The organism is Janibacter terrae (assembly GCF_039636765.1).
Taxonomy (GTDB): domain Bacteria; phylum Actinomycetota; class Actinomycetes; order Actinomycetales; family Dermatophilaceae; genus Janibacter; species Janibacter terrae.
On record NZ_CP144168.1, the window covers coordinates 25,742 to 38,057 of the forward strand.

A 12,316-nucleotide genomic window follows, 5' to 3' on the forward strand; every position below is an offset into this window, starting at 1 on the left:
AGCCCCGGCGGCAACCGGAGCTCAACGTCTGAAGCAGCGGACTGAGTTGACGCTCGGTCCCGATCTGAACCATCTCCAGCCCAGGAGGTAGGTGGCTTTGTGCTGCCCACTCTAGACCATCCCCACGTCCGGACTCCAGCCCCTCGTGTCTCTCGCGGGTGCAGCTCGTGACCGCGGCCGCTGGCGTCGTCTCCAACGTCTCCTCAGGTGACTCCGTCCTGTGGCCGGTGGTTTCCTCCCGGGACGCGGCCGCGGTGGCCAGCCGGTGGCAGGCCCGCCGCAAGGTCCCGTTCGGGATCGTCGTCGAACGCGAGGGCGCGGCCGACGGCCGCGAGGCCATCCGCTACAAGGTCGCCGAAGAGCCCGGGATCTACCGCGGCGTGCGCGCCTGGTCCTCGGCCGGGTCCCTGCTGGCCGGTCTGCGCCTGTACCTGCGGCACTACCCCGAGGCCCTGCGCACCCCCAACCTGGGCGACGGAGTCGCCCTGGAGACGTTCATGAAGATCATGACCGTCACAGCCTCGCAGGCCCATCCCGGCACCGGCCGGGGATGCCGCGCCCACAAGAAGTGGGTCGCCGGCCAGACGGGCTGCTCCGAGGAGACGGTGCAACGCGCCTGGCGCATCGCCGAGCGTCGTCTCGACGTCCTGCGCGAGCTGCGCCGCGCCCGTCCGCTGAGGATGGAGAGCGAACGTCGCCCGCTCCTGAGCAACAAAGGCCGGTTGGGACGTCGGATGCCTGACGGCTCCCGCTGCCGGCAGCGGGGCGTCACGCCCCTGCGCGCGTTCCACGTGCCTACGTGGCTCGCACCCTGGGTAGCCATGGCCTCACACGGCCGTGGAGCCTCCTCACAGGCGCCCACAGGTCCCACGAGGGGCAGCGGCGTCGTTCGTCCACAGCCAGCCTGCGCGGGCGTCCAGGAGCCCTCGATCGGTGACGCTGCTGTGGATCACGCACCCCTACCCCGTAGGAACCAAGGTGAGCGCATTCCTCACCTTGGGACTATGGAGACTTGCAGCCACAACCCTGTCTCGCTCCGCTCGACCAAGGGGACGCGCTCCGCGCGACGCCTCGACAAAGAAGGGCAATCCGTTTCGCGTCGACCGCGCCACCCGATCGGGGGGGAACGCTTGGCTCGTGAGATCGCCCAGGCACTCGGGTGGGCTACGACTCAGCACCAGAACGGGCCGCGGCTCTCGCCGCGGCGCACCGCGCCCGCCCTGGCCGACTTCGAGCGGGGCGGCTGGAGCGCGCAGCACTGGATCGCGACCGCACGAGCGGTCGCCAGGAACATCAACTACCCGTGGCCGACGTCCTCGCAGATGATCCGCGAACCCGGGGCGTGGGTGTGGTGGCTCACGCAGCACATGGTCCCCGACGAGCCCCCTGCCGACGTCGGTGCCGATCCCGCCGTCCCGCCGTGGCTCCAGCCCTGCGACCGACCCGACTGCGACGGCCACGGCTGGCTCATCGTCGAGCCCGACCCCTTCACCGGCCGCGTCGTCGCCGCCAAGTGCCCCAGCTGCCCGCCCCGCATCCGCGAGGCCACCCCGGTACAGATCGAACTGCGCGACCACGCGCTCGACGAGCAGCTGTACGCCGCCTGCGTCGCCTGCGGACGGGTGGGAGCGACGGTCACGGTGCGCGATGATCTGCCCCTTGGGTCGGCGGTGTGCGAGCCGTGCTGGAGGGACGTCGCACCTCTCCCCCACGATTGATCTCACCCTCGACCCGCCATGACGCGTCGAAACTTACGTCGAACGCGCCGCGACTCGCCCGCCTACCACGGCGGGCGAGTCGCAAGGCCAGAACCAACCTCAGGCCACCTCGTGGCCCTCCACGGTCACCTCGACCTGCGCGTCACCGAAAAACCGCTTGATCGTGAACAACACCTTCGGAGGACCCGAGAACAAGCCCCCAGCCTCGGTCACGACACCCTTGGAACCCTTGGGCACCACCGGCCGCATCACGCCCCCGAAGTCCTTGACCGCCACCACCCGCTGACCAGCCTGAAACCCCATCTCAGGCCGTCTCCTCAGCACGAGCTCCCGAGGAGACCTCAGGAGCACCGTTCTCCGGCCGCACCTGAATCCGGCCCAGCGTCCGGCCCTCCGCGTAGGCGTTCCACGCCCTGATCGTCCCGTACATCGCCATCTGCCCCCGAGCTCGCGTGATGTCGGGCCACGTCACCGTCAGCCAACGCCGCAACGCCAGAATCGGCGACCCGTCGCCCAACAGGACCGGCTCCTGGAGCTTGTTCCAAAACTCCGACTGGGACGACGACGCCCCCGGAGCATCCTCAGCGATGACAACCATCGACGCCAGCAACCCCGTCGTCAGCCCACGACGACCCAGCCCCACCGCGACCCGCTCCGCCATGGGCGCCATCCGCTCGAAGGCGGGCTGGGTCTGCGCAATCCGCAGGTAGTCGTGGTTCGTCAGCCTCGCCGACGCGCCACCCATGATCGAGTCACTGGCCGGGCCGCGGTAGTGCTCCACCAGGCGGATCGCTGCCGGCAGCCGCTGCGCCCACGTGATGCCCGCCAGCGCCAACACATCCCGCGGCCCCCTCGGGCGCCCCGTGTCGATGACATCGAAGACGTCCTCGTCCAAGGTCGTGACCATCAGCGGCACGGTCTGCCCCGCCTGCTGGATCGCCAGGAGCCGGTGCTGACCATCCAGCAACTGCCCATCCGGCAACAACGCGACGCCCTGATGCGTCAGCTTCCACTGCGCGTCCCTGATGGCCGCAGCCAACAAATCGACCCGTCGGCGATTGATCGGTCGGTTACTGCTGTTGTTCCGCAACAGCTCCGTCGCCCTCTCCGGCGACACCTGCTCCACCTTCGTCTTCACAGCACTCCCCAAGGGGTTGGGCCAACGACGCCACCACGCCCTGTGAAAGAGTGCGTTGCCCCCGCCAGCATGGAAAAGAATTCAGCAACTTGACCCTACCGGCGGGCAATGACAAGGGCGAGGAGTTCTCCACCGAGACTCCTCGCCCTTGCCGCGTCGTCACGAGCACGAACGCCACGACGAGCCGGCCCGGGGCACAGGTCGACCACAGCAGGCGAAGGACCCTCGGGGCCCCCCGACGCCGGAAGGCACGACCCACCACCACGCGGCAGGGGGATGCCAGCCACAAACCCTGTCCTCCGGACGATCTTTCAGATGAAGAGGTGCAACCCGCACCCACCACATCAGGAGACCGACCATGGATCCACACCGACCCAACACGTCCCCCGAGACGACACCAGCGTGTCGCTCCACACCAGTAGCGTTGCCTACGCCTCCTTCCACGGCCCGACCCAGCTCGTCGAGCCACCAAGGTCTCGACCCGATGAAGGAAGGAGGTGGCGCCATGCGCAAGCAGAGCGTCGAGAAGCCGCCGGGCAAAAACGACGACGGCCCCAAGCACTTTGTGCTCAAGGCCGTCGTTCAGGTCATCGCTTACGTGGCTTCTCGTGCGATCTGGGATTGGCTCTCCTAGTCGCAACCACAGGTGGCGGAGATCGTTGCTGCGGTCTCCGCCACCGCTATCTAGCTGGTTGTTACTCCACCACTGTAGCCAGCACAACCGACAAGCGTCTACCGCCGGACCCCCGAAGAACCAGGCCAAACCGACCCCCACGTCTACAAGTGAACGCCCCAGGATCGTCGTCGGTAACCCACCCTGCAACGATCAACGCCACGAGGCGCGGTCATCGAGAACCTGCGTTCTATCGGCTCCCCTCCGGGTCGCAGATAGCCCGACCTCCGGCAGCCTCGCCGACGAGCACGTTTGACCAGGTCGGAACACGGCCGTCACTGACGTGACCCGAGCTGACGCTCGCAAGACCAAGACCCCTTCGGTGCGGCTGCGCCGCACATGCTCAACGAGATCCCTCCGCCTCCGGTGCATTCCATCGTGCGGGCACGCACCCTCCACGCAAGCCAGGCCCTGCGGGCCGCCCGCTCCGCCGAACTTTCGGGGCCGGCGCTCCTACGTCGCTTGTTCCCGGCCCCGAAACTTCTCCCCCACGACCGGTTCCCCGGCTTGCATTCCGGGCGCTCATGCGCCCGCTCTTCTTCCATTGCCCCGGAGGGGGCGGGATAAGGGGGGAGGCCACACCCACCGAGCCAGTCCCGTAGCCACCTCACCTATTGACCACACAGACCACCCAACACAGGAGGAACAGACCATGAGCAAGGTTGACCACAAGGCCACCCGCGAGGCGATCACCGAGCAGGCCGCCGCGTTCATCGCCAACCCCGCGGGATGGCCCGCCGCGATGGCCGCTCGAGCCCTGCGCCTGCGCTCTGGTCACCCGGCCTACTCCCCCAGCAACCACGCGCTGATCGTCTCGCAGCTCTGGGCCCGCTTCGCCGACGAGGGGCACGACGAGGCCGCCGCGTTCGACTCCGCCATGCACGCAGCAGCCGAGGAGATCGCCCCGCGCCACGTGTGGACTCGCCGAGGATTCAACCCGACCGGAAACCCCTTGGCCGTCTGGTCCCGGCCCCTGCCGATGTGGGTCGACCCGACGACCGGCCAGAAGGTCACCAAGGACACCCCCGGAGCCACGGAGCGCCGCGTCTTCCGCATCGAGCGCACCTATCGCGCCGCCGACGTCGTCAACGAGGACGGGCAGGGCGGCGACAGCGCCTACAGCGCGCCGGAGCTGCCCCAGGGACAGGCTCGCGAGGTCTTCGAGCGACTGGCCGCGTGGATCACCAAGGAGGGTTGGACCGTCACCCGCAGCGGCCGCGACATGGCCGAGGGTGGCCACACCTCCCACGCCACCCGCCAGATCGTCGTGCACGGCGGGCTCGCGCAGTGGGCGGCTGTTGAGACGCTCGCCCACGAGATCGCGCACGCGCTGCTGCACGGAGCCGACGAGGATCGGCCCTACGCGGGCGAGCACCGAGGGGACATGGAGGCCGAGGCAGAGGCGGTCGCGTTCGGTCTGCTGACCGCCTTTGGTCAAGGAGAGCTGGCCCGAGGATCGGCCCGGTACGCGGCCGAGTGGACCCGAAACCCCGAGCGGGTCGCCGTCGCCTACGAGCATTCGTGCCACGTCCTCGACGCCGTGGCCGCGGTCGCGTTCGGTGAGGAAGAGGTCACCGTCACCCGCTCCGCGAAGGCCGAGAGGGCACAGGCCAAGGCCGACAACAAGGCACTGGCGGCGGCGCTGCGCGAGGCGGGGCTGGAGCCCAAGGGCGAGGCGTGGCGACGGGCCAAGGCCGGCGAGCCCGTCGAAACCATCGCGGCCGACCTGGCCGCATGACCTCGCAGGGGCCCGGCCCGACAGGGTCGGGCCCGCCGCTGCGCGGCGAGAACCGGCGCGGCCTGGCGGCCGCGACAGGACAGACCCCAAGCGGCCTCGACCCTTCGGGTCGAGCTGTGACCGTCCCGGCGCGCTGCGCCAGGACCGAGATCCCTCCGCCTCCGGTGCATTCCATCGTGCGGGCACGCGCCCTCCACGCAAGGCCAGCCCTGTGGGCCGGCCGCTCCCCCGGACTTTCCCTCGGCGCTCCTACGTCGCTGATTTCCTCGGGAAACTCCTCCCCCACGGCCGGTTCCTGGCCTTGCCCTCCGGGCGCTTATGCGCCCGCATTTCTTCCATTGCCCCGGAGGGGGCGGGATGAGGGGGGAGGCCACACCCACCGAGCCCCGCAGCCACCTCACCTATTGACCACACAGACCACCCAACACAGGAGGAACAGAGATGGACGCCACCAATGCCCACCAGACGCCGGAGCACATGGTGCCCGTGGTCTTCGACGTCATCGGAGCCAAGAGCAGCGAAGACGCAGCCGTCATCGTGCGCGAAGCCCTGCGGATGCACGAGGGCACCCATTTCCGCGCCGCGCTCACCCAGGTCAACACCACCGACCGCTACGTCGAGGCGTGGTGGTTCCCCGAGGCCGAGGACAAGCGCGTCGACGGCAACGACCGCCCCGTCGCCCATCTGGCATGGGAGGACGACGACTGGCAGCAGTGACCAGCGCGAAGGGGGTCGAGCCGGGCCCCCTTCACATCGTTTGACGACACAGACCACCCACCCCAGGAGGAACACAATGACCACCGCACCGACGAACCTCGACGTGAAGCAGACCGCCGACGCGATGCGCAGCGCCCTGGGGCAAGCGATCCCCGGCGCCGCGGTGTCCCTGCGGATGGCCGCAGGTAGCGAACGAAGGAGGCCACCCCCCGCGAGAGCGAAGGGTGGCCCATCAACACGGCGACACGGGAACCACCCCGAGACGCACAACGAGCAGTGTACGTAGTACAAGTCAGCCCCAGACCACCTAGACCATAATGAACAGATAGGCTAGACTGAACACACCAACACGGCAGACACCGCGGACCGACCACCCGCACCGAGGACAAGGAGAGGCACCCGATGAACACACAGACACGCACCGTGACCGAACAGGACGTCGAGCAGGCATGGGCTCAGATGCCCGACGCATTCCGTCAGACGCACCCGCTACCGAGCGCCCAGACGTGGCAAGCCGGGCAGGAATGGTCGGCGAAGGTGCGCAGGGACTGCAACGCCGTGATCGTCGTCATGCTCGAGACCGCAACCGCCGACCTGGCCCGAGGCGACCTGAGCGCAAGCCGGATCGTCCATTCCGAGGTGCGACCGTTCGAGCGGCTCAAGCGCATGCTGGACGCGGTCGAGGCCCAGCAGGCGGTGAGGGCATGAGCCACGCCGGCGACGAGGGCTTGGCCCACGAGCAGCAGCACCCGGAGCTGTACGACGCCACGCCGACAGGGCAGTGGGGGCAGGACGGTGACCCGCTCGACTGGCCCTGCGACGAGTGCGGCGCAGAAGCCGGCGAACGGTGCCGACCCGCCTGCACCGCCGAGGCCGGAGTGGGAGGAGCGTGACCGGGGGGAGGCGAGCCCTGATCGGGACACACACCCAGAACACAATGACCATATCCGCTATAGTGAACATACACACACGTCAGACCACACCACCGACCCGCAAGGAGAACGTCATGGCCACCACCACCTTCACCGGCAACCTCGCCGCCGACCCCGAGGTCGTGCGCATCCCCAGCGGCCGCGAGGTCACCCGTTTGCGCATCATCGAAAACCGCCGACGACTGGACCGCGAGAGTGGAACGTGGGAGGACGCCGAGCCCAACGTCTACCGCGTGCAGGCCTGGGGAGCCCTCGGGACCAACGCGGCCGCCTCGCTGGGCCAGGGGATGAGCGTCGACGTCGTCGGACACGTCGTGACCGACCGGTGGCCCGACAAGGACACCGGGCAGGAGCGCACCGGCCAGACCGTCGTCGCCGACAGCCTGGCGCCGAGCCTGAAGTGGCAGCGCGCGCAGGTCACCAAGGCTCAGAAGCAGAGCCCGGCGGCCGCCACGCCGCCTGCGGACGACTGGCAGGGCTGAGACCACGAAGGGGGCCACGCGGCCCCCTTCGCCACTACAGACCACATCGACGAGAATGACTAGAGAGACGAGCCGCACGGTGCGGCAGGGAAGCGGAGGAGACAGATGGCCGTCTACGCGGTCGCCCTGAGCAAGGGCGGATCGACCAAGACCACCACCGCGGCGGAGGTCGCGGCGGCCTTGGCTGCGCGAGGCCGCACGGTCTTGGCGGTCGACGTCGACCAGCAAGGAAACTTCAGTCGCCGGCTCGGTCTGACCGATGAGACCGAGGTCGACGCGGTCGCTGCGGACGTGCTCGTGGGCAAGGCCAGCGCCCGCGAGGCCGCGGTGGCGTCACCGAGTGTGCCCGGCGTTGACGTCCTGGCCGGAACTCACGACCTGACCGATATCGACCACCTGCCCGAGGTCCTGGTCTCCCTGCGCGACTACCTCCCGATGATCGCGGGGGAGTGGGACGACGTCGTCATCGACACCCCGCCGGCCTTGGGCATGCTCACCCTGGCTGCGCTGGCGGCCGCCGACGTCATCGTCGCCGCGGTGGCCTGCGAGACCGAGGCGTACGACCAACTGGGCCGCCTCGACGACGTGATCGCCGGACGGGTCGCCCCGCGCCTGCGACCTGGCGCACAGGTGCACTGGGTCGTCCCCACCCGCTACGACGGCCGGCGCCTGCTCGACCGCGAGGTCGTCGCAGAGCTCGAGGCCACGCACGCCGGTCGGGTCACCACTCCCATCAGAGAGGCCGTCGCCGCCCGCGACGCCTACACGGCCGGGCTGCCCGTCAGCCGCTACGCGCCCGGCTCGGGGATCGCGCAGGACTACGAGGCCGCCATGGCCCAGATCATCACCACCTAGACGAGATCGACGAAGGAGAGCCATGAGCAAGCCACGCCGCGCCAGCCTCGGCGGCCGCAACAGCGCCGCCATCGCCCACAGCGCGAGCACAAGCACGCCCGAGGTGCCAGAGCCAGCTCCTATGCCGGAACCCGTGCAGGAATCCGTGCAGGAATCTGCCGCCGAACCGCAGAAGAACAGCACGGCGCCGCCCGTGACGAGCGCAGGGGGCGACACGATCGTGCGGCACGCGATCTACTTCCCATCCGACCTGTTCGGGCAGGCCAAGGGCGCCTATCTCGCGGACTGGCAGGCCGGCGGTCAGGCCGACACGTTTGCCGCGTGGATCGGCGCCGCGCTGGACGCGCACGCCGCCCGCACCGCCGGCCAGCGGGCGCAGCTCGCCCGCCCCGTCGTTCGAGCGGACACCCGCACCGGCGCATCGCGGTCGTTCAACCTGTCAGCTGCCACCATCGAGCGCGTGCACCAGGCCATCACGCAGGACCAAGCCGCAGACCGGTGGCCCTCGGTCAGCGCGTGGTGCCGCGACGCGATCGCGGCCGCCGTCGAACGAGCCCGCGACCGCTGCGGCGGCACGCTGCCGACGCCGCCGGCGCGCTTGCCCAACCGGCTGCGCCGCTGACCCGGAGCAGGAGGAAGGGGGGCCGTCATGGAGCCAGAAGACCACTTCGAGCTGGACTACCCGGCGGGGGAGGAGCCCGTCGCCCGCGCAAACCGCGCGCTCGACGTCATGAGCCTGACCCCCGAGCAGTTCGACCTGTTCATGGCCGGGTGGGAGTCGGGCCGCGCCGCCGGCCTGGACGACGGCTACGCCGCCTGCGAAGAGGCCTACGCCGCCCGGCACCGCTTCGCGCTGCGCGTCATGCGCAAGTCCGGTCGCCTCGGCGTGCCGCCCGATGAGATGTACGACGACCTGTGACTTGTCGGTGCCCACCGAAAGAATCCACACAAACGAAGGGGAAGATGATGACCGAACTCACTGACCGAGCCGAAGGGCTGCGGGCCTGGGCTGAAGGCATGTACACGCTCACCGCGGCCGCCGAGCTGCTCATCCGCTTCGGGCCCCCACTGCTCACCGGCCCGTGGGTCGAGCACGACGCCGACCGCGGACGGTACTGGTTCAACACCGAGGCGGCCGCGGCCGGTGGTTACCTCTCCGGGGGAGAACTGCGCGTGCTCGACCTGGCCGCGTCCCTGGCCAGCGCCGAGCACCCCGTCGCCCTGGGAGATGCGGTCAGCGGCCTCGACCGCGAGCACCTCAACCTCGTCCTCGCCGCCATCGCCCACGCCGCCGGCAGCCACGAGGACTCCGTGCCCGTGATCGAGGAGAGCGAGGGTGGCGCGCCTCGAATCGTGCGCTTCGACCGGCCGGGCTCCCTCCACCCGTGGCCCGACACCCAGGACTCGTGAGCCGCTCATGGTGTGCACCGAGTGCCGCGACGGCGACCACACGCACTGCTACGACACCAAGCACCCGCAGCAGGACTACCGAGGGTGCGCGTGCCAGCACCACCCGCGCGTCAACAAGGAGGACGACCACTGACGAAGGTGGCCCCCTCTTCCCGCCGGGTCGGTGCAGGAAGAGGAGGCAGCAACTAGCGATGAGCACCGACACCCATGCCCGGCCGTCAAGACGGCCAGACGCGAAGGAGTACGACAGATGAGCAACGAAACCAGCAAGCGCGACGGCCTGATCTTCGCAGCCGGGATGGGCGTCAGTGCTGCCATCCTCATCATCGGGGGCGCTGTGCTCCCGTGGCTCCTCGCCACGGTCGCGCCCACGGGACACCACCTGATCCAACAGCAGGAAGGTCTCAACTACGCGGGATGGTTCGTCATGGCGGCCGGCGGGGCACTCAGCTTCGTGGCCGTGGCGGCCGTCGTGGCGGGCGCCGCCCGATCCGCGACGATCAGGCACCACAACCGCTGAACCCCTGGCTCACTACCCGGCCACAAGCCCGGTCGTCGACAGGCCCGTTCTTCCTGTTGGCGATACCGTTGGCTGGGTCGAGCTGGCGCGCAGCTTGACGGGGTCGTGCATCGTCGGACGCCATGTGTTCCTGACGTGCGGGTTGTTCGTCCTCCCTTCGACGCCGGGGAACGTCTATGGAAGACCATTCGCCGATTGCTGATGCGCTGGCCCAAGCCGCTCGAGACATCAATGTTCACGAGAATCTGGCTGACACCCTCGACAGCATCGTGCAGACAGCTGCCCGCTCACTGCCCGGGATCGACCACGTCGGGATCTCGATCGTCAGCGGCAAAGGGGAGGTCGAGACCAAAGCGGGCACCGATCAACTGGTGTGGGAGCTCGACGCGGTGCAGTACTCCGTCGGCGAGGGGCCCTGCCTGCACGCCATCGAGGACGAGCCGGTCACGATCGCCAACGGTTTACGTCATGACCAGCGATGGCCGAACTACGTCCCGCGCGCCGTGCAGATGGGGGTCCAAGCCCAGATGGGTCTGCGGTTGTACATGGCGGACGAGACGCTCGGCGGGCTCAATCTCTATGCCACCACGACGGATCACATCGATCCTGATGTTGTCCACACCGCAGAGTTGTTCGCGGCGCACGCGGCCACGGCCCTGGGGCATGCTCGACGTGAGGATCAGCTCAACGAAGCCTTGGCCACCCGCAAGGCGATCGGCCAAGCCATCGGGCTGGTCATGGAGCGCTACCAGATCACCGAGGACCACGCCTTTCAGTTCCTCGTGCGGGTCTCTACCACGAGCAACATCAAGATGCGTGACCTGGCTCAGGAACTCATCGACACCGCCAATGCCACGTACGGCCTCCTGCTCCACGGTCCCGGGCGCGACTCGTGACTCATTTGCCCCGCCAAGGGCAGGTGAACGAGCCTGACGATGCCCCCGGCTCAGCCCTTCGGCGGGTTGGGGTCGTTGCCATACGAGTTTCGTTCCCCGATCGTGCCGTCCTTCTTGTGCACCAAGTGCTCGACGGCGTCCTTCTTGGCCGCCGCACGACCAGCCGCTTGTGCCTCGGCTTTCGTCGCGTGCGTGCTCGATGCGCGTTGCGCGCCCTCACGAAGATTCGCCCATCCACCGCCGGCCGGCACTGTGTGAATATTCTTCTTCTTCGCCATCGCAGGATCTCCTTTTCATCGGTTCAGCAAGTCGATGAGTCCCACCCCTCGGAATGGGGGTGACAGAAGGATTGCACCATCCGGGACACTGTCAGGATGGGGAGTGAGCAGCACGTGGTGTGGTGTTCACGTTGCTACAACCTGAACATCGCGCATCCGGCCACGGAGACATTCCTCGATGGGTATCTGCCGTGCCAGTTCTGTTCCGGCACATGTCTACGCCTGCCCGATCGATTCGGCAAGTACGCGGTGTTGGCGTTCGCGTCTTTGACGCAGCACGAGCACGCGAAGGGCGTGCCGCTTGCCGAACTCGGCAGAGTCATCGGCCAAGCTCGCGCTCAACACGCGGCTGGCTCCGGGCCGGACCCAGTAGCCACCATTACCGCTAGCGCCCCCGAGCTGGAGGACCTGTTGCTCTGCGCACGGGACCACGACGATCTCGGTGTAGCCCTCCTCGCGTTGTGGATCCTGACCGGGGAGCTGCTCGTGGCGACCCGGGACCCGTCGATTGTCGAGTTCGCGGACCAAGAGCCAGACAGCGTGATGCATCTCAAGTGCCTGCACCACCTCATCACCGCATTGTCATGAAGCCGCTGAGCGCGGCACCGCGACACTTCGGGGGACAGGCGAGCCGTGGTACCCATCGAGGCCGCAACCCTTGCCCCCTTCCAGTCCCGGCAGGGTTGGTCTGGCGCGATCTCCTACCTGCCCTGAGGGAGCAGGCTTGTCACCACCGGCCCCGTCCGGTCACGGCTCAGTGGCGGCCCGTCGCCGTCGTCGTCCCATCGATGGGCTTGGTCCGCCCTAGCAGAAGCGCCTCGCGCGTCGATCGACACCCAGCCGGCAACGGTCTGGAAGGGCCAGTAACATGGGCACTCTGGCATCCAAACGTTTGTTCCCTCAACGGCCTTTCACTCCAGGAGTCCAACATGACTAGTGCACGCACCGCCCGAAATGCT

18 protein-coding genes are annotated in these 12,316 nt (G+C 68.5%); 15 read left to right on the plus strand and 3 right to left on the minus strand.

What is annotated here, in order from left to right; genetic code table 11:
• Positions 1–167 precede the first annotated feature (167 nt).
• On the plus strand, positions 168–1,718 hold the full coding sequence (locus tag V3C34_RS17600; RefSeq protein ID WP_346008612.1) for a hypothetical protein: 1,551 nt from the start codon (positions 168–170) through the stop codon (positions 1,716–1,718).
• 99 nt (positions 1,719–1,817) lie between these two features.
• Here V3C34_RS17600 and V3C34_RS17605 read toward each other — a convergent pair whose 3' ends face one another.
• Positions 1,818–1,997, minus strand: a complete 180-nt coding sequence (locus V3C34_RS17605; RefSeq protein ID WP_346008613.1) for a hypothetical protein — start codon at positions 1,995–1,997, stop codon at positions 1,818–1,820.
• A gap of 25 nt (positions 1,998–2,022) precedes the next feature.
• Positions 2,023–2,856: a hypothetical protein gene (locus tag V3C34_RS17610; protein ID WP_346008614.1), complete on the minus strand. Its 834-nt coding sequence runs from the start codon at positions 2,854–2,856 to the stop codon at positions 2,023–2,025.
• A gap of 505 nt (positions 2,857–3,361) precedes the next feature.
• Between V3C34_RS17610 and V3C34_RS17615 the strand changes: the two genes are divergently transcribed.
• From V3C34_RS17615 to V3C34_RS17675, 13 genes are all read left to right on the plus strand, one after another.
• Positions 3,362–3,490 carry a hypothetical protein gene (locus tag V3C34_RS17615; RefSeq protein WP_346008615.1) on the plus strand — a complete coding sequence of 43 codons (129 nt, stop codon included), beginning with the start codon at positions 3,362–3,364 and terminating at the stop codon, positions 3,488–3,490.
• Between the two features lie 691 nt (positions 3,491–4,181).
• Positions 4,182–5,267 carry an ImmA/IrrE family metallo-endopeptidase gene (locus V3C34_RS17620; protein WP_346008616.1) on the plus strand — a complete coding sequence of 362 codons (1,086 nt, stop codon included), beginning with the start codon at positions 4,182–4,184 and terminating at the stop codon, positions 5,265–5,267.
• 441 nt (positions 5,268–5,708) lie between these two features.
• Complete coding sequence (locus V3C34_RS17625; protein ID WP_346008617.1) at positions 5,709–5,984, plus strand: hypothetical protein; 276 nt, start codon at positions 5,709–5,711, stop codon at positions 5,982–5,984.
• Between the two features lie 402 nt (positions 5,985–6,386).
• On the plus strand, positions 6,387–6,692 hold the full coding sequence (locus V3C34_RS17630; protein ID WP_346008618.1) for a hypothetical protein: 306 nt from the start codon (positions 6,387–6,389) through the stop codon (positions 6,690–6,692).
• A complete protein-coding gene (locus tag V3C34_RS17635; protein WP_346008619.1) occupies positions 6,689–6,877 on the plus strand; it encodes a hypothetical protein in 189 nt (62 codons plus the stop codon). The genes V3C34_RS17630 and V3C34_RS17635 overlap by 4 nt, the downstream gene beginning before the upstream one ends.
• A gap of 113 nt (positions 6,878–6,990) precedes the next feature.
• Positions 6,991–7,398 carry a single-stranded DNA-binding protein gene (locus tag V3C34_RS17640; RefSeq protein WP_346008620.1) on the plus strand — a complete coding sequence of 136 codons (408 nt, stop codon included), beginning with the start codon at positions 6,991–6,993 and terminating at the stop codon, positions 7,396–7,398.
• A 105-nt stretch (positions 7,399–7,503) separates the two neighbouring features.
• Positions 7,504–8,253, plus strand: a complete 750-nt coding sequence (locus V3C34_RS17645; protein WP_346008621.1) for a ParA family protein — start codon at positions 7,504–7,506, stop codon at positions 8,251–8,253.
• 22 nt (positions 8,254–8,275) lie between these two features.
• Positions 8,276–8,875 (plus strand): hypothetical protein, encoded by a 600-nt coding sequence (locus tag V3C34_RS17650; protein ID WP_346008622.1) that lies wholly within the window; start codon positions 8,276–8,278, stop codon positions 8,873–8,875.
• A gap of 27 nt (positions 8,876–8,902) precedes the next feature.
• On the plus strand, positions 8,903–9,172 hold the full coding sequence (locus V3C34_RS17655) for a hypothetical protein (RefSeq protein WP_346008623.1): 270 nt from the start codon (positions 8,903–8,905) through the stop codon (positions 9,170–9,172).
• A gap of 98 nt (positions 9,173–9,270) precedes the next feature.
• Positions 9,271–9,663: a hypothetical protein gene (locus tag V3C34_RS17660; RefSeq protein ID WP_346008624.1), complete on the plus strand. Its 393-nt coding sequence runs from the start codon at positions 9,271–9,273 to the stop codon at positions 9,661–9,663.
• 7 nt (positions 9,664–9,670) lie between these two features.
• The gene (locus tag V3C34_RS17665) at positions 9,671–9,796 is read left to right on the plus strand and encodes a hypothetical protein (RefSeq protein WP_346008625.1); all 126 of its coding nucleotides are present in this window, start codon (positions 9,671–9,673) and stop codon (positions 9,794–9,796) included.
• A 117-nt stretch (positions 9,797–9,913) separates the two neighbouring features.
• Entirely contained in the window at positions 9,914–10,183 is a 270-nt protein-coding gene (locus V3C34_RS17670; RefSeq protein ID WP_346008626.1) for a hypothetical protein, read from the plus strand.
• Positions 10,184–10,359: 176 nt separating this feature from the next.
• Positions 10,360–11,079, plus strand: coding sequence for a GAF and ANTAR domain-containing protein (locus V3C34_RS17675; protein WP_346008627.1), 720 nt, complete (start codon positions 10,360–10,362; stop codon positions 11,077–11,079).
• Positions 11,080–11,129: 50 nt separating this feature from the next.
• On the opposite strand, the gene V3C34_RS17680 is transcribed toward V3C34_RS17675, so the two are convergent.
• Positions 11,130–11,357, minus strand: coding sequence for a DUF2188 domain-containing protein (locus V3C34_RS17680; RefSeq protein ID WP_346008628.1), 228 nt, complete (start codon positions 11,355–11,357; stop codon positions 11,130–11,132).
• A gap of 96 nt (positions 11,358–11,453) precedes the next feature.
• Here V3C34_RS17680 and V3C34_RS17685 point away from each other — a divergent pair, with 96 nt between their 5' ends.
• On the plus strand, positions 11,454–11,945 hold the full coding sequence (locus V3C34_RS17685) for a hypothetical protein (protein ID WP_346008629.1): 492 nt from the start codon (positions 11,454–11,456) through the stop codon (positions 11,943–11,945).
• Positions 11,946–12,316: the final 371 nt, after the last annotated feature.